Source organism: Paenibacillus sp. GCM10027628 (genome assembly GCF_042676385.1).
Classification (GTDB): domain Bacteria; phylum Bacillota; class Bacilli; order Paenibacillales; family NBRC-103111; genus Paenibacillus_E.
The window spans coordinates 512,258-530,950 of record NZ_JBHTHA010000002.1 but is presented as its reverse complement, the minus strand read 5'-3'; the positions used below and the strand labels follow the sequence as shown (position 1 = coordinate 530,950).

The following is an 18,693-nucleotide window of genomic DNA, read 5'->3' as shown; positions in this document are numbered from 1 at the left end:
AGGTCTTATCAATGAGAAGGACAATGATGATATTACTGGCCGCCATGTTCAGTTTGACCGTAGTGTTAAGCGGATGCGGGGGACAGAAGGAGGCAGCTACGCCAACGCCGACCCCAAAATCATCGGAAAAAGCCGAAGCGTCCTCTAAACCGGCCGATCAACCGAAGAAAGTGGTGGAACTCAAAGTATCCGGATTTAAATCAGGATCGGAGCTGGGCTCCATTCCGGAAATCAATGACAAATTTATGAAGGAAAACCCCGAAATCAAAGTTACTTACGAAGGAATGCCCGGGGGGCAATTCGCCGATTACATCAAGACAAGGCTTGCAGCCGGAGATGCGTCGGACGTCATCATGCTGCATCCCGGATCGGAAGTCGTCAAGTATGCCAAAGCCGGCTATTTAATGGATTTAAGCGGCGAGCCTTGGGTACAAACGTTTACCAAATCGACCATTGGCGAGGCAAGCTCGGACTCGAAAACATACGGGATACCGAATGACATGGTTTTGCTTGGCATTTATTATAATAAAGCCATTTTTGACAAATTAGCGCTCCAACCGCCGACGAATTGGGATGAGTTTCTTGCTGCCTGTGAAAAAATCAAAGCCTCTGGCGTGAATCCGATCGCGATTGGCAATAATGACGGTTGGATGACGTTGGCTGCGTTGTTAGAAATGACGGCTACAATGGTTTACGGCAAAGACGCTGATTTCGACGCCAAATTGAATGCGCGCCAAGTGAAGTTTGCCGGAACGTGGGATGAATCGGTGAAAAACTGGTATGCATTGGCCGACAAAGGCTACTTGACGCCAAAAAGCACTGGGGTGAGCCTGGAACAGGCGCAGCAAGATTTCGCTCAGGAAAAATCGGCCATGTATATCGACGGATCTTGGTCCGTGGGGGGCATTAAAAGCAAAAACCCGAATCTGAAGTTCGGCATGTTCGCAATGCCGGCCAATAAAAAAGGAGAGCCTATTGTTGTCTCGGCATCCACGGGAACGACATGGGTCGTTAATGCCAAAACGACGAAAGCAGAAGCTGCCAAGAAGTATATGGCTTTCTGGGCGAAAGAAGAAACGTTGATTTCATGGACGAAAAGCCAAGGCGCATTCCTTACCCTGCAGGGCAAGAAAGGTGAAGTTGACCCCGTTTTTGATCTGATTGCCAACTCGCTCGCTTCTGGAAAAAGCCAACGTTTTCCAGACTGGGATCAGAGCACGGCAGCTAACAGTGAAATGATGAAATCCGCACAAGGGGTTTACTTGAAGGCATTGACGCCTGAGCAAATGCTGAAAAATATGGACGACGCTTGGGATAAAGCGGCTAAAAACCAAAAATAAAGCGACGGTGTGATATGGAGATGAGAAGCCTCAATTTTCGGCAGAAGCTGCACCTGGCCTATGCATGTTTTCTCGCACCGGCTGTAATTGTATATACGGTACTTTTTCTCGGCCCTGTTCTGAGCAGCCTTTTTTATAGCCTGACGAATTGGAACGGGATCGATCGAACGATGGACTTTGTCGGTTTAAGGAATTATCAAGAATTACTGGCTGACAAAGCTTTCTTGGCGGCGCTTAAAAATACGTTGAAGTTCGCCGTACTGGTTGTGATTCTGCAAAATGCGATGGCCATCCCTTTGGCCATCGTATTGGATACAGGAATCCGAAGCCGAAACTTGCTGCGCGTTATCTTTTTTTCCCCAGCTGTATTGAGCCCGCTCGTCGTAGGCTACACGTGGTTGTATATTTATGAACCGAATCAAGGTTTATTGAATGCTGTCTTGCGAGAGCTCGGCCTCGATTCTTGGACGCAGAGTTGGCTAGGCGATCCGCAGATCGCACTGCTTAGTATCGTCTTCATTGTGATCTGGCAATATACCGGCTATTCCATGGTGATCTATTTGGCCAATTTGCAAACGATTCCGAAAGATTTGTACGAATCGGCCGGCATGGACGGGGCAGGGAAATGGCAAAGGTTCAGACACATCACTTTCCCGCTCTTAGCGCCCGCAATGACCATTAACGTCGTGCTCTCAACGATCGGGACATTGAAAGCGTTCGATATCGTGTACGTAACGACGAAAGGCGGTCCTTATCATGCGACGGAGACAATGACGACCTTGATGTTCAGCACCGCTTTCGGCGAAGACAGTTTCGGTTATGGAACGGCTATCGGCGTTGTTATTTTTGTCATTATTTTAGCCATTTCCTTGCTGCAATTGTCTTTGTTGAGACGCAGGGAGGTGGCGTTCTAGTGACAGGTCGAAGGGACGCATGGATCCGTCACGGGAGTGAAGCCGCCACCGCGATCATTGCGCTTGTATTCGCGTATCCCATCTACTTCATCTTCTCCACGACATTCAAGTCTGATGAAGAGATGGCGCGTTCGCCGCTAAGTTTCCCGACTCAGCCTAACTTGGACAACTATATGCAAGTTTGGCACAAAATGCATTTTCCAACGGTGTTTGCTAACAATTTGCTGATCACAGCTTTATCGATCGCGCTGTTAATTATTTTAGGCGCTTCAGCAGCTTATCCGCTTGCCAGAAGATCGGAGAAAACCTATTTCTTTCTGTACATGTTTTTCATTTGCGGGATTATGCTCCCTTTCCAGTCGGCGATGGTGCCGCTCTATAAGCTTGTATATCTACTGCATCTGGTGAATACTTATCACGGGGTCATTCTCATTTATGTCGCCTTGAATTTGCCGTTTACCGTTTTTTTGTATACCGGTTTTCTTAAATCTACCCCCCGCGAGCTGGAAGAGGCGGCGATGATTGACGGCTGCTCCATCTTCCGCTCGTTCTGGACGACGATATTTCCGCTCATGAAACCCGTCACAGCAACGGTTGCGGTATTAACCTCCCTAAGTGTTTGGAACGATTTTATTGTCCCTTTATTGTTTTTAAACGACCAAAACCATCGTACGATCACGATCGAACTCTATACGTTCGTTGGTGAACATATAACCGATTGGTCTTTGCTGTTCCCAGGCTTGGCGCTATCCGTCGCTCCACTGCTCATTTTTTATTTGCTTCTGCAAAAATTTATGATAAAAGGCGTAGCGGCAGGATCAATCAAAGGCTGAGGGTGGGATATTATCATGAAGCCAATGTGAAAGGTGTAGCAGGCGTTATGGATACGATAGGTATTAAGCAACAACCCTCGAGCTGTATCGAGGGTTGTTTCGGGCTGAAGGCCATACAAATGATATGAATTACGTCAGAGTTTCTTCATCGGCGCTATCCGCATTTGAAGTCCGGGCTTCTGCCAATTGGGCATGGGCTTGATCCAGTTGTTGATGCGCGGACTGGATAGCTTGGCGGCGATTATTATTAGCAGTCTGTGCCTTATTCAATGCGCTCAATGCATCGGCTACAGCGTTATGTGCTTGAATTTCTGCGGTTTGTTGTTGTTCGGATTGTTGTTCAGACATCGAGTTTCACCACCTGTCTTGGGATATGGGGAGCAAAGTTAATGTTTCCAGAATCTGACTAAATCATACGGAAGTCGGATTTTATGTAGTCTGAGTCAAGATTTCCTGTTCGGTATAAGAAGGTCAACCAGTGACGATCTGGCTGACCCTCTTTGTGCAAGCTTTTTATTTCATATCGTGATGATGGTGCGTATGGTGGTAAGGGTGGCTAACATGATGATGGTGTGGATGGAAAAGATGATGATGGTACGGATGGATGGCATGATGATGCATAGCATGGTAAGCATGATAAGGAGGTGGATCGATAGGATGATGATGCATGGCGTGATATGCGTGATGATGATGTGGATGCATGGCATGGTGATGGTGCGGATGGTAAGCATGGTGATGGTGTGGATGATAGGCAAGCGGATGGTAGGCATGGTGATGGTGCGGATGATAGGCATGATGTGGATGATAAACATGCTGCATCGGCTGCTGCATCGGGACATATTCTCCCATAGATGGTTGGATTGGAGCTTGATGGATAGGGAGGTTATCCTCCGTATACGCTGGAGCAGGAGCTTGTTGAATCGGGAGAATAGGAGTTGGTGCTTGTTGCACCTTGATCATACCCTCAGTTCTTGAAGGCATTACTTGCACATTGTTGTTTTCCACCGACGATAAAATTTCTTGTATCATGTTCTTTCCCCTTTCTGGAATAGGCTTCCCCCCATCCTATGCAAATCTGGGAAAGAAAGGCACATGTCTAGGAAAAATGGGCTTAATCGACATAAGTCCAGGTTCCAATTTTCGCAATCATAGGCGTATTCGGATTATTAGCCTGAAACCTCGAGAAGAAGGAAAAATCAAGATGAACCAGCGGTTGCGTTAGGAACGCAGATTGTATACTATTCGGCTTTCTGAACGTATTCAGGACCGTAATGATTTCATCGGCGGATACGATTCCGTTGCCATGGCCATGTCCGTAATAAAGGCCGTCCTCAATCTGGATGGCGTTTTGTCCCCTCCACCAAGGCGTTAAGGGTGAATACTCGGGATTGTCAAAATAGAGTACATCTCCGGTTACGGCTTCTTCTATATTTGATCGGTCGATCAGATGCAAGCTCCTGTTATAGTTCCTATCAAATAATAATAGATCCGAAAACAACGTATCAAATTGCTGGGAGTCGATTGACTCCAATATGGCTTTATACAGAATGACGACGACTGCTGTAGCACATTCAAATGCGTATAAATTTCCGTTCCTAAAAATATCCCGGATCGCTTCCTGCGGGGAAACTCCGTTCCTAAGCTGGAATTTTCCCTGATTGGTTTGGTACCAATAGGCCTCGTTGCATTGAGAGTTTTTATAACCTGCAAAATAGATGCCGCTCTTGCTCAACGCCAGAGAGGAATCCATGATATGGGCCCGCATACGCAGCTCAAATAACAGGTCTTTAACGGAATCGTACCTGTACTGAGCGGAACTGTTTTTCTTTTTTTGATAAATGTTTCGTTCTAATGCGGTTAACATTCCTTCAACGAAGAGGGCCTCCCCGCTGTTATCGGCGATTACGATCATCGATATCTCCCCATTTTTAAAAAATCGGTAAGGTGATTTTTCCTATTGTATGGGGAGGACCGATAATACGTGCTTTTGTACAATTTCACCTTAGTTTAAACGGCCGGGTTCCTTATTCACTTCAAAGTTGGTCGTGTCACTGTAGCTTTCACCCATAGACTGATAGTTGGAAGGGATTCCCTCATCTGTATGTTCCACCTGTCCCGAGGCAGTCTCTTCTTCAGACGTATTCGCAGTCAATGCCCAGCTCAAAGGTCGTCCCAGTTTTTTATGCAATTCATTTTGATCCATAGAAATTCCTCCATTATTCATTTGGCAAGAACAATTCATGTTATTATTATACAAAACAGAGGGATTCATTCTCATACGGAATGGAGGGGGAAGCTTGAACGAGAAGGATTGCATGATGCTGCTGTACCTAGCAGAAGAACAAAGTCTGACGAAAGCGGCAGAGCGTCTATATATCACTCAACCCGCATTAACCTATAGGCTGCAGCAGATGGAAAAAGAATACGGCGTGCCCATTATTGTAAAAACAGCCAAAGGAACAAGGCTTACCCCGGAAGGAAACTATTTGGTCGCATTTGCGAAAAAGACACTTATCGATCTGAATAAAATGAAAGATTACATCACGAATATGCGAAATGAGGTCAAAGGTACGCTCCGCTTGGGAGTATCCAGTTATTTTGGCTTATATAAACTTCCCCCTTTGCTGAAAAAGTTTAAGGAATACTGTCCTGATGTCCAAATCAATGTAACTTCCGCTCTAAGTCCGGAGATTCTCGATTTGCTGCATCAAGAGGAGATCCATGTTGGCGTCATTAGGGGAGAGTACCCTTGGTTCGGCTCCAAACACCTTTTGCATGATGAACATATTTACATCATTTCCAAAGAAGAGATCGTGTTGGAACGGCTTCCGGAACTGCCTCATATCCACTATAAAGAGCCTAAGATTAAGGCGGCGAGTTCTACGAATTCCCCATTAAGTGAGACAATTCAATCTTGGTGGCATGAGCGGTTTAGTAGCCCGCCTACGATTACGATGCGAGTTGATACCTACGAAACTTGCAAGGAAATGGTGAAACAGGGGCTCGGCTATTCGATCGTACCGGGTGTTTTTGTGTCGCCGCAGGATAGATTGCATACCTTGGAGCTAGTCCGAAAGAACGGGGAGTATATCAAAAGGAATACGTGGATGCTCTATCGGGAACCGTCGCTGGAACTTGCGATCGTGAATCGGTTTGTTCATTTTATGAAATCCGAGCACCAATAGGGGAACTGCATGAGGCGATGGAGGGTTGAACAAAGACAAATTCGTTTCCAAACGTACGATTTTAAATTAGGTTCTGGCCTTCGGCCAGGGCTTTCTTCATTTTGGTTATAAAAAAAATTTAAGGGAAGCCCAAAAAACAATTGATTGTACTTATCACGGCAAGGCCGATAGAATGATTCGTAAAGTTACTTAAATATTCAGAGTATTTAAAGGTGGGGAATTGATTGAGCAAAGAAGATTTAAGGCTGCCTAAAAGGCAAATTGAACAAGCCGTTGATAAGCGTGACGAACAATTGCGGCGCATCGCCTTGCAAATCCACGCTCATCCCGAGCTCAGCTTCCAGGAGCATCAAGCCCAGCGGTGGCTGATGGAACCTTTGCGGGAAGCCGGATTCAAGATGGAGCAAGGCATAGCAGGGCTGGCAACCTCGTTCCACGCTACATGGGAAGGCCAAGCAGGAGGGCCTACTTTGGCTTTACTTGCCGAATACGATGCGCTTCCGGCGATCGGCCACGCTTGCGGGCACAACCTGATTGGCACTGCTTCGGTCGGAGCAGCACTCGCATTAAAAGATGCCTTCCCGGAGCTGCCGGGTAAGATCGTCGTATTGGGCACGCCTGCAGAAGAAGAAGGCGGAGGCAAAATCATCATGTGTAGCGCTGGCGTCTTTGACGATATCGATGCCGTCATGATGTGCCATCCGCAAAGCAAAACGATGGTGTTGCGAGGAGCGCTCGCCTGTGTTGACGCGACTTTCACATTCCATGGCAAACAAGCTCATGCTTCTTCGTCCCCTGAGAAAGGGATCAGTGCGCTGGATGCTCTAGTAAACGCTTACGTGGCGATCAATTCGCTAAGGCAATTTTTCAAAGAAGACGTGAGAATTCACGGGATCATAACCAAAGGCGGGGATGCGCCAAATGTTGTGCCAGAGCTGTGCGAAGCGGTATTTATTTTGAGGGCATCAACTGTAGAAGAGCTTGAGATGGTTAGGGAAAAAGTGTATCGAGCCGTACGGCATGCCGCTGAAGGCGTCGGAGCTGAAGTGGATATTACGGAAGGGCTTATTTACGCAGAGCGCAATAACAACAAGGCATTGGCCGGATATTTTCAACGCAACCTGGAGCTGCTTGGCATCGAAGTGTCCGAACCGCCGCAAAAAGGAGGCGTCGGCTCCTCTGATATCGGCAATGTAAGCCAGATTACGGCAGCGATTCACCCTTATATCCGGCTAGGCGATGCAACGACGCATACACCGGAATTTGCGCGGTTAGCAGGAGCGGAAGAGGGCATGGTGGAGCTGAATAGGGCGGCCAAGGCATTGGCGATGACCGTATTCGACCTGTGCACAGATAAAGATGCCATACAGCATGTACGCAGCGAATTTGTTCAATGGAAGCAGAATAGAAACGGGGGCAACGGACATGGATAGCACAGTAAAAACGAATTCACGCAAATGGTTCAAAATGCCGCATACTTTAGTTATTTTAATTATACTAGTCTTCGTAGCGGCGGCGCTCACTTATGCGATTCCGTCAGGAAAGTTCGAACGCGTGAAAGATAAGGTGACGGGAAAATCCCTTTTGGTCACGGGCTCCTATCATCATGTTGACCCGAGTCCGGTTAGTCTGCTCGAAATTCCAAAATCGATCGTGCACGGATTGATTGCATCGGCGGACGTGGTCTTCTTCATCTTTATTATTGGCGGAACGTTTCAAATCATCACGGCCACAGGTACGATTGAAGCGGTTACATCGAGGGTGGCGAAGACATTTTCCAATAAAGGGAGATGGGTGATCCCGATTTTCATCACCTTATTTTCGGTCGGCGGCTTCACGATGGGGATGTCGACGGAAGTCATGGTGTTCGTACCGATCGGAATCGCCATTGCCCGTGCACTCGGCTTCGATGCCCTGACGGGTACGGCCATGATTTCATTAGGGGCATCCTGCGGTTTTACAGCCGGCATCTTGAATCCGTTTAATGTTGGGCTCGCGCAAGCGATCGCTCAAGTCCCAATGTTCTCAGGAGCTTGGCTGCGCGTTATTTTGTTAATTTGCTTGATCACGGTGACAAGTCTTTATTTGGTTCGTTATGCCGGCAGAGTGAAGAAGGACCCTACGCAAGGACAGATATACGATCTGGAGCAAAGCGCTGCTGGGGAGAAATTGGATTTATCCAAGCTGCCGACGATGCAGCTCAAGCACTATCTGACCATTACGGCGATCATTATCGGGTTCGCTTTGTTGATATGGGGCGTATCCAAAAAAGGCTGGTGGATGGAGGAGCTAGGCGCACTATTCTTGACAATGGGGGTTGCCGCCGGCTTCTGCGCAGGGTTCGGTCCCAGTCGAATGGCCAAGGAATTTATTAAAGGCGCCAGTTCGATTACATATGGAGCATTCATTATCGGCTTCGCCAGAGGCATTATGGTCGTGCTGGAGCAAGGCAATGTCATCGATACGATTGTAAGCAGCTTGTCGATTCTTGTGGGCGACTTGCCTGCATCCGTTCAGGTACTCGGGATGTACGTCTTCCAGAACGTCATGAACATCTTTATTACTTCGGGAACCGGAATGGCTGTGACAACAATGCCGATCATGGCGCCGTTGTCCGATTTGCTCGGTGTAACCAGGCAAACATCCGTGCTCGCATTTCAGCTAGGTGACGGCATTACGAACATGATCCTTCCGACCTCCTCTGCATTAATGGGCAGCTTGGCCGTTTCGGGAATTACTTATCAAAAATGGGTGAGGTTCTTCTGGCCGCTAATGTGCATGTGGCTTGTTCTGGGAGCGATCTTTGTCATCTTCGCCAATATCATTAAATATACGTAAGGAATTTCATTCATACAATCAACCGTCTAAGGCTGTCCGTCAGATCTTTTCAGATCTAAAGGACGGCCTTAGTTGTGTTCAAGGACACTCGGCTAGACACCTGGGAACGTCTGCATGAACTGTCTCGGAGACACGCCTTCCGACTGTTTGAATGCTTTGCTGAAGGCGAAGACACTGCTGTAGCCGATCTTTTCGGCGATGGACGTCAGGGATAGCCGGCTGTAGATCATGAGTTCCTTCGCTTTTTCAAACCTTTTACAAGCAATTTGGAGGCAAATAAACACAAGGCTCAGTATCGAAACGACCGCGACCGCATATCATTAGCGGTCGTTTTCTGTTTTCGATATATAGCGGTAAAATAAAATGATGCTAGTTTGTGAGAACAGGTAGATACAAAATGAATAATAAATCAAGTAAGAGTCTTTGTATTGAAATATTCCGACTTGGATGCAAATCCATTCAAAAGCTAATGCAATCAATGAACAAAGTACGATATAACCGGCGGTTTTCATTCCCTTGAAATGGAACTTGTCATAAAAGTAAATAAAAAAGTACCCAAAGGGTGCATAAAGAAAATAAACGACGAAGTCCATCACGGAATAAGCAGGACCGCCCATAATATCGTAAAGGTCAATAGGACCACCCCCAATTGAGTTATCCAACATGGAAGCAGCGTTGGAACTGTAAATAAACAGGAGCAACGATGTGGAAATTGAAAAACGCTTTGGCATTATATAGACGATCCCATATATTATGGCAATACTTGAAAGCAGAAAATAGTCTTTTAAACCAAAGTTGCCTTCATAAATGAGCATGGCTGCACATCCTTTTGAAGCATTTCAAAGCAAAATAAGCCATGTAAAAGAGCGCCACTCGGTATAAGCTTAACCAAATCGCCTTAAGGAATCCATGATAAGTAATTAACAGTAAAAGGTGACTCATCAGCTCCAAGCCAACCAGAACACCAATTGCAGCTAATTGAACAACCAGTTTTCTTGTAACAGCCTGAGATTGAATGGAAAGATTAACCAAAATCGCAATAACATTCGGTATGATCAAACTTTGAAGCAATGCAAAGGATACATAACGCGAGGGATCTTTCGAAAGATCGAAGACGTGGAAAGCATCGTCGAATAAATAATATAAATTGGTATTTAAGAAATCGACGCTCAAAAACATAAAGGCAAGATCCTTGTGAGGAAATTTTTTATGCGTGGCAACTGTACTTGCAAAAAGAAACCAAACCAGGGAAATATAAAAAGAGATGAGCATACTAGCCTCGCATTGATCTTTATTTCCCATAGTATGGATTTGCCTGGCGTTGATTATACGAACATTTTCGAACAAAGTGAACATTAAAAAGGACCTGAGATGCTGCCTCAGGGCCTTATTGTTGGTTCTAGCTTTTAGAAGGATAAAGAAGTACTTTTCCCGCAGTCATTTGAGTTTGATACTGGCTGATCGCGGAAGCCGTCTGTTCTAACGGAAAGGTCTGGCTGATCTCCGTTTGAATACTGGAGCCGATGAATTTCTTCATCGAGGTTTGCAATGACAAGAGCTTGAAGATCGATTGTGTTTTCACCCAGTCGGACGCCCAGAAGCCATCGATTCTTTTTCTGTGGAAAACGAGATCATCCGCGTTCACTGTCGTAGTACTCCCGCCCAATCTTCCGTACTGATACAAGGTAGAGCCATTGGGCATTGCGGAAAGAACCACTCCTGTTAAATCGCCGCCTACAGCGTCGAAGCATACGGTTGCCCCAAGATTGTGGCATAACGCTTGCAAGTCCCTGTCCAATGTTGCGGATTGTGTATTCACAATATGAGCGGCTCCGCTGCTCCGAAGGAGTTCTACGTGCTCATCTTTTCTCACGATACTGATGATATGTATACCGTATTCTTGACCCAGCTTTACTAAAATTCGGCCAAGCGCGCTTGCCCCGGCTGTTTGAACGATCGCTTTGGATTTATGTTTTTTGGCAATTCGGATCATCGCCAAGGCGCTTGCCGGATTGACGAAGAAAACGGCTCCCTGCTCGTCTGTGACGCCATCAGGAAGAACCATGCAGGTCATCGCGCTTGCTTTCGCATACTGTGCCCATGAACCGTAGTTCTCAGATACGAATGCTACGCGTTTACCTTTCAGCATCCTTGCTACCAGGCTGTTTCCGGTCGCAATAACCGTCCCGCATCCCTCCATGCCACCGACACAAGGAAGATCGCGTTTAATTCCATAATTCCCGTTGATGAAAAGCAAGTCGGCCGGGTTAATCGAAGCGGCATGAACTTGAATTAGCACTTCATCGTTGTTGATCGATGGAACCGGGATTTCCCTGTAGTCGAGTCCTGAGCTCCCGTTATAATCGTTTAACATGATTGCATGCATCATTTTGGACATTCCCGTACATCCTACTCTCGCTTAAATTTTAGCCATCGCCAAGTCTTTGATCTTTCTCCATTTCTCCGCATGCTTTTCCAGATTCTCGATAAGCTGATCAACGTCCCGCAGAAAGCTTTCTTTATCGCCGGTTTGAATTTCGCAGCTCTCACTCGGCAAGGAAGGGTAGGGAGGCAGTGCAGCAATTAAACGCTGAAGTTTGTCTTCAATGGAAGCTGCATGGGGTGAAGCTTGTTCATTTTTCTCAGGAATATTGCGCTTTGGCGACTCTTTGGGTGGAATGGTCTTCGCTCTTTCCGCTTTATTTTGCTCATAGACCGACCAGGTTTCCACAAGCTGCAGACCCGATTTGAATAATAACTTGTCCTTTGTGCTTGCAGACATGTCTTTATCCTTGAATAAGCGGGCGATCTTTTTGACATCGCTCACCGGCAGCTCATCTCTAGCTACGATAAGGGCGAGCGAATCCCTATGCTCCATCGGCAAATCTTTAAGGGGCATCAGCTGATCTTCCGTCAGCTTATCTTTCCTGATCTCCGTTCCGCTGACGATCAGTTTTTTGACAGGACCGCTGAATTTTAGTAGCTCGCATTTGTTTTTAATATACGCTTCCGGCTTGCCGAGTTTGCTGGAAAGGTATTTGACCGAACTATTAAACTTTGGATTGTTCAAAAGTTTATCGAACGCTTCCGCTTCTTCAATCGGGGAAAATCCTTCTCTCGTTAAATTTTCTGCGATTTGTTCCAGATAGATTTCCGTTTCATCTGTAGCCGTAGAGACGATGCACGGAATGGTCGGGCGGCCCAGCATCATGCAAGCTTTGTAGCGTCTGTTTCCGTAAATGATTTTATATCGGCCGTTATTCGTAGTTCTCACTTTAATGGGAGATAGAAGGCCGAGCTCCTCGATGCTTTTCATTAATTCTTGCAGCGATTCTTCGGCAAATTGATAGCGGGGCTGATCCGTATCTTCATCAATTAAATCCGCTCTAATTTCGATAATATCCATATGATTTCTCCTATTGTTTGATGGATCTAAGCTAGAAAAAATTTCATAAACAATATGAATTATACATTAATTTCTATGAGCAGCGAACTGTTGAGAAGGAAAATTTATAAAGATGAAGTAAAAATTTAGGCTGTGTTCGCATCTGTTAACGAGAAACGGCTGATGGCATCATAAATAAATGCGAATAAATATAAGAATTACTATATTACTAAAATAATTATTGTATTTCTGTAAAATAATATTGTATGATAGTAAAAAATACAGAATTGAATAACTATTATAAACATAAGAGTGAAGGTGAACCTTTGGAAGAGATTCATAAAAAAGTAAAAGAACTTCGGGTAAGTAACGATTTGACCTTAAAAGACTTGGCTGAGAAAACAGGTCTATCTGTCAGCTTCCTATCTTCCGTGGAAAGAGGCGCGACTTCTCTGGCGATAACTTCGCTGAAAAAGATTGCTGATGCGCTGGATGTGACAATGTCTTACTTCTTCGAGGAGGAAGTCAAGTCAAGCTTCCATGTAAAGTTGGAGCAGCAAAAGGCATTCAGAGTAGAGAACTCGGCTAGCTCCTTTGTACGACTTGGAGGGCAATTTCCCAAGAGGGCCTTGGAACCGCTGATTGTCACTCTTGCACCGAAACAGCAAAAGGAGCATACCTTTACCCATCCGGGAGAAGAGTTTTATTACGTGCTTCACGGCGCGGTTTTATTCGAAATTGACGGGGAGGATTATTATGTCCGTCAAGGGGAAACGATTCATTTTCCTTCCCATATTGCGCATGAGTTCGAGAATCCGTTAAATGAAGAGTCTGTCTTATTGTGCGTGTTGACGCCAGTTATTTTCTAGACAACATCAGGAGAGGAAGAAAAGGATGAGAGTAGCGACTGATATTGGCGGGACGTTCACAGACCTCGTCTATGTGGATGAAGCGGGAGAAGTTGGAGTCGCCAAAAGTCCGACAACCCCGCCTTACTTTGAACAGGGCGTTATGGATGTTATAGAGACAAGCAGGATCGAAAAGAAAGCGATTACAACATTTATTCACGGATCGACAGTTGTCATAAATGCATTAACGGAGAAAAAAGGGGTAAAAACGGGCCTGATCACGACCAAAGGTTTTCGGGATGTTTTGGAGATCGCGAGAGGCAACCGTCCGGATATATTCAATATTCGCTATCGGAAGCCTGAACCGTTTGTACCTAGACATCTGAGGCTAGAGGTTACGGAGCGTCTGAACTACAAAGGTGAAGTCGTTACCTCCTTGGCGCTCGATGAGGTCGAGGCGGCGATTGCTTATTTCAAACAAGAAGGTGTGAAAGCCATTGCCGTAGCGTATTTGCACGCTTACCTCAATCCGGTGCATGAACAGGAAACTGTGCGCTTGATCAAGGAGTTATGGCCGGAAGCGGCCGTAACGGCTTCGCACGAGGTGACGAAAGAATGGCGCGAGTACGAACGAACCAGCACCGCTGTGCTGAACGCTTACGTCAAGCCGTTAACGGCTTCGTACATCGATCAGCTCTATGCAAAGCTGAAGACAAATGGTGTAACTAGCCACAATTACATCATGCAGTCAAACGGAGGTACGACCACTTTCCAGCAAGCGAAGGAAACGCCGATCAATCTGGTTGAATCGGGCCCTGTAGCAGGTGTTTTTGGAGCCGCAATTTTGGGTGAACTGATCGGTGAAAAGAAGCTGATCGCTTTCGACATCGGCGGCACGACAGCGAAATGCTCGCTCATTGATAACGGAGAAGTGAAAGTTTCCACAGATTACTATATCGAAAAAACAGAACGCTACGCCGGATATCCGATAAAAGTACCGGTCGTCGATATTGTGGAGATCGGTAATGGCGGCGGATCGATCGCTTGGCTAGACGAAGCCGGGTCTTTACGAGTAGGACCGCACTCTGCGGGTGCTGTTCCAGGTCCGGTTGCATATGGGAACGGCGGCACGAAGCCAACGACGACGGATGCCAATCTGGCGATAGGCCGGCTGGCTTCGCGGAATTTCGGCTATAACGTCGATTTCGACAAGGTGAAGCAAGCGATACGGGAGATGGTAGCGGATCCATTCGATATTTCGATCGAGGATGCGGCGCTGGGCATCATTCGTATTGCGGATTCGAATATGTTGAATGCGCTCAAACTTGTTTCCATACGAAAAGGCCACGACCCGCGGGAGTTCACATTGGTTGCATTTGGTGGCGGCGGACCCATGCATGCTCCGATTTTGGCTAAAGAGCTAGGCGTTAAAAAAGTGATCGTACCGACAGCAGCTTCCGTATTTTCCGCATGGGGGATGCTGATGACGGATTTGCGACGCGATTTTATACAAACTTATGTCAGAAGATTCGGTTAAATAGATCTTATGGAAATGAACAACAATTGGACTTCCATTGAACAGGAAGCCATCCGCCAGTACGAATCGGACGGTATGGACCGAGCATCGATCCTTTTTGTACGCTATGCGGATATGCGTTACGTCGGTCAGGAGCATACGGTCAAGGTACAGGTTCCAAACCGGGAATGGGATACGGAATCTGCTGCTGAAGCTGTTCAAAGATTCCATGAGCTTCACGAGAAGTCGTATACCTTTAAATTGGAATATACGGAGGTTGAGGTTGTCAGTTTGCACGTCATTGCTTTCGGGAAAGTAGACAAGCCTGTTTTGAAAAAACTGGAGCAAACCGGATTGTCGGCTGAATCTGCTATCGTCGAACAACGTGAAGTTTATTACGAAAAAGAGGGCTGGATCACGACGACAGTTTATGATCGATTGCGCTTATCGCCAGGGGCAGCCATCGAAGGACCAGCGATCGTAGAAGAGAAATCCTCCTCTACCGTTCTGCATCCGGGACAACAACTGGAAGTGGACGATTACGGCAACTTGATCATTCATACAGGAGTGAACTAGATGAACGCACAGCATGTGGATCCGTTTAGCATGGAAATCGTAAAAGATGCCATGATCGCCATCGGCGATGAAATGTTTTACACCTTGGGGCGGACATCTATGAGCCCGATCATATATGAAGTTCTGGATTATGCCTGCGGGATCACGGATGCCAAGGGACAGCTGCTTTCGCAAGGGCAAGGCGTGGCCGGGTTTATCAGTAATCTGAGTTTTATGGTGCAGGAGACGATTGCCAAGTTCGGCCAAGGCAAAGAGCTGTATCCAGGCGATATTATCATCATTAATGACCCGTATAAAGGCGGAGGATCACACCTTTCCGATGTCGGACTGGTCCTGCCGATTTTCTATGAAGGCGAGCTTGTTGCCTTCTCGGCGAACAAAGCACATTGGACCGAGGTAGGCGGCAAGGATCCAGGGTCGTTCACGAACGATTCGACCGATATTTTTCAGGAAGGTCTTCAATTTCCGTGCGTGAAGCTGTTCAGCAAAGATGAGCTCAATCAAGCTTTGGTTGATCTGATTCAGGCTAACGTCAGATTTCCTGAGCTGTCTCTGGGCGACATGTGGGCGCAAGTGGCAGCACTCCGTACAGGGGAGAAGAGATTTCATGAGATTTGTGCCAAGTATGGCAAAGAGGTCGTCCTGGCCTCGGTCGAAAACTTGCTCGATCAGGGGGAACAGCTTGCCCGCAAGGAGCTCAAAGAGCTTCCGAACGGTATTTACGAGGCTGTAGATTATATTGATGACGACGGCATGGGAAACGGTCCGTTTCGGATTCAGGTGAAGGTGACGATTACAGACGATCAGTTTATTTGTGACTTCAGGGGCAGCCACCCGCAGGTGCCGGGACCGATCAACTGCTCGTATACGACGCTTGTGACCGATACGCGTACGGTGTTTCTGGGCATAACGAACCCTTCCAAAGACATTAACGACGGGGTGTTCCGGCCACTTGAGATCATCACGGATCCGGGTTCAATATTCTCCGCAGATCGGCCGGCACCTGTATCCGCCTATTGGGAAAGCGGTTCTGCGGGCGGAGATCTGGTATGGAAAGCATTGGCGCCGATCCTTCCGCACAGGTTGACAGCGGGGCATTTCCTATCCGTTTGCGCAGTGACGCTATCCGGTAATCACCCGGATACGGACGAACCGTTCCTGATCGTCGAGCCTTCGGTTGGCGGCTGGGGCGCAGGCAATGATGCGGACGGCTTGCGCGGGCAATTCTGTATCGGCGATGGTGAAACCTACAACATGCCGGTCGAAATTGCCGAATCCCGCTATGGAATTATGGTTGATGCATACAGCCTGAACTGTAACGGAACAGGCGCAGGCGAGTTCATTGGCGGTTCAGGAGTTATCCGTTCCTATCGCGCTTTAAGCGATCAGCAAACGGTGACCGTCACTTTTGGACGTAATAAGTATTTGCCATGGGGCGTAAACGGCGGGGAGTCAGGTTCTCCTAACGAGTTTTATATCGATAAAGCGAATGGTGACATCGATGGACCGTTCGGCATTTACGCCAGGTATCCTTTGAACAAAGGAGACGTTATCAGGCTGATGACTGGAACAGGAGGGGGATTCGGCAATCCGTATGACAGACTAACAGCGCGAGTGGCCAGTGATGCGAAGAACGGCTATATCACTTTAGAACAGGCTGAACACAAATTTGGAGTCTTACTTGATCCGGCTACGTATCAGGTATTGGATGAAACGGCAGAAAGACGCCATCATTCGAGGTAAAACGGTAGTGGGCATCCGATGAGCCCGTTATTCCTGTAAATTAACAAGCGGGTGTGATCGCAAGAGATTCATGGCAAAGAACGGGTTGAACTAAAAAGGGGGTTTCACGAATGGAAGATACTCGTAATCCGGGTTCCTCAATCAAAGTTGGCGAGCTGTTTGATCGCATGCCTTTCACGAAAACACATCTGTTTGTCGGATTCATTTTATTTTTCGTCTCGGTCATTGAAGCTTGGGAGGCCATGCTCATTATTTTTATCAGCAGCTCAATTGCCGGTGATTTCGGACTAACCCCGCTGCAGGAAGGCTCGCTTATCGGTGCGATTTATTTGGGGGAAATCCCCGGAACTTATATTTGGGCGCTCATTGCCGATAAGCTCGGACGGAAGAAGACGTTAATGTACAGCTTGTTGATTTTTGCCGTAGTCTCGTTAATCACACCTTTTTCAATAGACTTTACAATGCTCTACACTGTACGATTTATCGCCGGGTTAGCGCTTGGCGGCGTGATGATTTCCGGGTTCCCTTACTTTGAAGAATTGATGCCGGTCAAGCAGCGCGGCAAAGGAATTGTTTACCTCTCCGCAGGCTGGCCGCTCGGCACGCTGATGGCGATTGGTGCCACTTACGTATTCACGCAAGGCCATGTGTATGGCGGATGGCGGGGCGTAATCATTTTAAGTTCGCTAGCCGGATTATGGGCATTCATGATTCGCTTCTTGCCGGAGTCCCCGTACTGGCTCGCTGCAAAAGGAAAGCAAAAGGAAGCTAAGGAAGCGATACGCTATCTAAGCCAAGGCCAAGTCGAAGTGAAAGAACAGGACGAGCTGGTCGTTGAGCCGTTCGAAAAAGCGAATTATTTCAGCATTTTCAAGAAAAGATTCAGAAAAATAACCAGCCTCCAAACGATCGTGAATTTTGCTTTCGCCTTTGGTTACTGGGGTCTCTACACCTGGATTCCAACTCTGCTCTCCGAAAAGGGATTGTCGCTTTCTCAAAGCTTGACGTTCTTGACGCTTTCCACGTTGTTCCAAGTCCCGAGTTATTTGGTAGCTTCAAAGCTGACGGGCAAATACGGGCGGAAGAAAATCATGGTTATCTTCGTTGCATTGTCTGTCGCCTGCGGCTTCGGATTTGCGTACGCGGTCAACATGCCGCAGCTATATATTTTCAACTTTGCGCTATCGTTCTTCAGTCTTGGCGCATGAGGCGTGTGGAATGCATGGTTCGGTGAAATTTATCCGACCAAGAGCCGCGTGGCGGGATACAGTTTCGGTGCCGGCGCTCAGCGCTGGGCTAACACACTTGCTCCTTCGATCATCGGCATGGTGATCGGGATGGGCTGGGTATTCAATATGACAGTTTCCTTCATCCAAATCTTTATGTTGATTACGCTATTTATCATATTCTTCATTCCGGAAACTGAAGGAAAAATTTTAGAATAATTGCGAAGAAGGGAGGAGCATTCCTCCCTTCTTTTCCACGCTAGGGTCAGAAATGAATAAAGGAGCTTAC

At 47.0% G+C, this 18,693-nt stretch carries 19 protein-coding genes and 1 pseudogene; 11 read left to right on the top strand and 9 right to left on the bottom strand.

Annotated features, from left to right (window positions below):
• The first annotated feature begins 11 nt into the window (after positions 1-11).
• The 3 genes from ACFQZT_RS03570 to ACFQZT_RS03560 are packed head-to-tail and all read left to right on the top strand — an operon-like array spanning position 12 to position 3,087.
• Positions 12-1,340, top strand: a complete 1,329-nt coding sequence (locus tag ACFQZT_RS03570; protein WP_379296601.1) for an ABC transporter substrate-binding protein — start codon at positions 12-14, stop codon at positions 1,338-1,340.
• A gap of 20 nt (positions 1,341-1,360) precedes the next feature.
• Positions 1,361-2,254, top strand: a complete 894-nt coding sequence (locus ACFQZT_RS03565) for a carbohydrate ABC transporter permease (protein WP_379296599.1) — start codon at positions 1,361-1,363, stop codon at positions 2,252-2,254.
• Positions 2,254-3,087 carry a carbohydrate ABC transporter permease gene (locus ACFQZT_RS03560; RefSeq protein ID WP_379296597.1) on the top strand — a complete coding sequence of 278 codons (834 nt, stop codon included), beginning with the start codon at positions 2,254-2,256 and terminating at the stop codon, positions 3,085-3,087. The genes ACFQZT_RS03565 and ACFQZT_RS03560 overlap by 1 nt, the downstream gene beginning before the upstream one ends.
• A gap of 129 nt (positions 3,088-3,216) precedes the next feature.
• Here ACFQZT_RS03560 and ACFQZT_RS03555 read toward each other — a convergent pair whose 3' ends face one another.
• The 4 genes from ACFQZT_RS03555 to ACFQZT_RS03540 all read right to left on the bottom strand — a co-directional run bounded on the left by ACFQZT_RS03555 (position 3,217) and on the right by ACFQZT_RS03540 (position 5,290).
• Positions 3,217-3,435, bottom strand: a complete 219-nt coding sequence (locus ACFQZT_RS03555; RefSeq protein WP_379296595.1) for a hypothetical protein — start codon at positions 3,433-3,435, stop codon at positions 3,217-3,219.
• Positions 3,436-3,600: 165 nt separating this feature from the next.
• Positions 3,601-4,116, bottom strand: a complete 516-nt coding sequence (locus ACFQZT_RS03550) for a hypothetical protein (RefSeq protein WP_379296593.1) — start codon at positions 4,114-4,116, stop codon at positions 3,601-3,603.
• Between the two features lie 82 nt (positions 4,117-4,198).
• Complete coding sequence (locus ACFQZT_RS03545; RefSeq protein ID WP_379296591.1) at positions 4,199-4,999, bottom strand: protein-glutamine gamma-glutamyltransferase; 801 nt, start codon at positions 4,997-4,999, stop codon at positions 4,199-4,201.
• 90 nt (positions 5,000-5,089) lie between these two features.
• On the bottom strand, positions 5,090-5,290 hold the full coding sequence (locus ACFQZT_RS03540; RefSeq protein ID WP_379296589.1) for a hypothetical protein: 201 nt from the start codon (positions 5,288-5,290) through the stop codon (positions 5,090-5,092).
• 94 nt (positions 5,291-5,384) lie between these two features.
• Between ACFQZT_RS03540 and ACFQZT_RS03535 the strand changes: the two genes are divergently transcribed.
• The 3 genes from ACFQZT_RS03535 to ACFQZT_RS03525 all read left to right on the top strand — a co-directional run bounded on the left by ACFQZT_RS03535 (position 5,385) and on the right by ACFQZT_RS03525 (position 9,110).
• Complete coding sequence (locus tag ACFQZT_RS03535; protein ID WP_379296587.1) at positions 5,385-6,272, top strand: LysR family transcriptional regulator; 888 nt, start codon at positions 5,385-5,387, stop codon at positions 6,270-6,272.
• A gap of 224 nt (positions 6,273-6,496) precedes the next feature.
• A complete protein-coding gene (locus ACFQZT_RS03530) occupies positions 6,497-7,705 on the top strand; it encodes a M20 family metallopeptidase (RefSeq protein ID WP_379296585.1) in 1,209 nt (402 codons plus the stop codon).
• Entirely contained in the window at positions 7,698-9,110 is a 1,413-nt protein-coding gene (locus ACFQZT_RS03525; RefSeq protein ID WP_379296583.1) for a YfcC family protein, read from the top strand. Before ACFQZT_RS03530 ends, ACFQZT_RS03525 begins: the two co-directional genes overlap by 8 nt.
• A 92-nt stretch (positions 9,111-9,202) precedes the next feature.
• Here ACFQZT_RS03525 and ACFQZT_RS03520 read toward each other — a convergent pair whose 3' ends face one another.
• From ACFQZT_RS03520 to ACFQZT_RS03500, 5 genes are all read right to left on the bottom strand, one after another.
• Positions 9,203-9,394, bottom strand: coding sequence for a helix-turn-helix domain-containing protein (locus tag ACFQZT_RS03520; RefSeq protein ID WP_379296581.1), 192 nt, complete (start codon positions 9,392-9,394; stop codon positions 9,203-9,205).
• A 36-nt stretch (positions 9,395-9,430) separates the two neighbouring features.
• Positions 9,431-9,925, bottom strand: coding sequence for a hypothetical protein (locus ACFQZT_RS03515; protein ID WP_379296579.1), 495 nt, complete (start codon positions 9,923-9,925; stop codon positions 9,431-9,433).
• On the bottom strand, positions 9,912-10,412 hold the full coding sequence (locus tag ACFQZT_RS03510) for a hypothetical protein (RefSeq protein WP_379296577.1): 501 nt from the start codon (positions 10,410-10,412) through the stop codon (positions 9,912-9,914). The genes ACFQZT_RS03515 and ACFQZT_RS03510 overlap by 14 nt, the downstream gene beginning before the upstream one ends.
• A 97-nt stretch (positions 10,413-10,509) precedes the next feature.
• A complete protein-coding gene (locus tag ACFQZT_RS03505) occupies positions 10,510-11,508 on the bottom strand; it encodes a zinc-binding dehydrogenase (protein ID WP_379296575.1) in 999 nt (332 codons plus the stop codon).
• A 21-nt stretch (positions 11,509-11,529) separates the two neighbouring features.
• Positions 11,530-12,516, bottom strand: coding sequence for a ParB/RepB/Spo0J family partition protein (locus tag ACFQZT_RS03500; RefSeq protein WP_379296573.1), 987 nt, complete (start codon positions 12,514-12,516; stop codon positions 11,530-11,532).
• 305 nt (positions 12,517-12,821) lie between these two features.
• On the opposite strand from ACFQZT_RS03500, the gene ACFQZT_RS03495 reads away from it, so the two are divergent.
• The 5 genes and pseudogenes from ACFQZT_RS03495 (at position 12,822) to ACFQZT_RS03475 (ending at position 18,623) form a co-directional block, all read left to right on the top strand.
• A complete protein-coding gene (locus tag ACFQZT_RS03495) occupies positions 12,822-13,364 on the top strand; it encodes a helix-turn-helix domain-containing protein (RefSeq protein ID WP_379296571.1) in 543 nt (180 codons plus the stop codon).
• Between the two features lie 25 nt (positions 13,365-13,389).
• Positions 13,390-15,435, top strand: a pseudogene (locus ACFQZT_RS03490) (hydantoinase/oxoprolinase family protein).
• Positions 15,436-17,178 (top strand): hydantoinase B/oxoprolinase family protein, encoded by a 1,743-nt coding sequence (locus ACFQZT_RS03485; protein ID WP_379296569.1) that lies wholly within the window; start codon positions 15,436-15,438, stop codon positions 17,176-17,178. It abuts the pseudogene before it with no gap.
• 110 nt (positions 17,179-17,288) lie between these two features.
• Positions 17,289-18,386: an MFS transporter gene (locus ACFQZT_RS03480; RefSeq protein WP_379296567.1), complete on the top strand. Its 1,098-nt coding sequence runs from the start codon at positions 17,289-17,291 to the stop codon at positions 18,384-18,386.
• 3 nt (positions 18,387-18,389) lie between these two features.
• Positions 18,390-18,623, top strand: a complete 234-nt coding sequence (locus ACFQZT_RS03475; RefSeq protein ID WP_379296565.1) for an MFS transporter — start codon at positions 18,390-18,392, stop codon at positions 18,621-18,623.
• Positions 18,624-18,693: the final 70 nt, after the last annotated feature.

Bases quoted from the DNA above. Each gene is read 5' to 3' on its own strand.
- ACFQZT_RS03550 (WP_379296593.1), bottom strand. From the start codon at position 4,116: ATGATACAAGAAATTTTATCGTCGGTGGAAAACAACAATGTGCAAGTA.
- ACFQZT_RS03540 (WP_379296589.1), bottom strand. From the start codon at position 5,290: ATGGATCAAAATGAATTGCATAAAAAACTGGGACGACCTTTGAGCTGG.
- ACFQZT_RS03570 (WP_379296601.1), top strand. From the start codon at position 12: ATGAGAAGGACAATGATGATATTACTGGCCGCCATGTTCAGTTTGACC.
- ACFQZT_RS03545 (WP_379296591.1), bottom strand. From the start codon at position 4,999: ATGATCGTAATCGCCGATAACAGCGGGGAGGCCCTCTTCGTTGAAGGA.
- ACFQZT_RS03565 (WP_379296599.1), top strand. From the start codon at position 1,361: ATGAGAAGCCTCAATTTTCGGCAGAAGCTGCACCTGGCCTATGCATGT.
- ACFQZT_RS03505 (WP_379296575.1), bottom strand. From the start codon at position 11,508: ATGTCCAAAATGATGCATGCAATCATGTTAAACGATTATAACGGGAGC.
- ACFQZT_RS03515 (WP_379296579.1), bottom strand. From the start codon at position 9,925: ATGCTCATTTATGAAGGCAACTTTGGTTTAAAAGACTATTTTCTGCTT.
- ACFQZT_RS03510 (WP_379296577.1), bottom strand. From the start codon at position 10,412: ATGGGAAATAAAGATCAATGCGAGGCTAGTATGCTCATCTCTTTTTAT.
- ACFQZT_RS03480 (WP_379296567.1), top strand. From the start codon at position 17,289: ATGGAAGATACTCGTAATCCGGGTTCCTCAATCAAAGTTGGCGAGCTG.
- ACFQZT_RS03555 (WP_379296595.1), bottom strand. From the start codon at position 3,435: ATGTCTGAACAACAATCCGAACAACAACAAACCGCAGAAATTCAAGCA.
- ACFQZT_RS03485 (WP_379296569.1), top strand. From the start codon at position 15,436: ATGAACGCACAGCATGTGGATCCGTTTAGCATGGAAATCGTAAAAGAT.
- ACFQZT_RS03500 (WP_379296573.1), bottom strand. From the start codon at position 12,516: ATGGATATTATCGAAATTAGAGCGGATTTAATTGATGAAGATACGGAT.
- ACFQZT_RS03525 (WP_379296583.1), top strand. From the start codon at position 7,698: ATGGATAGCACAGTAAAAACGAATTCACGCAAATGGTTCAAAATGCCG.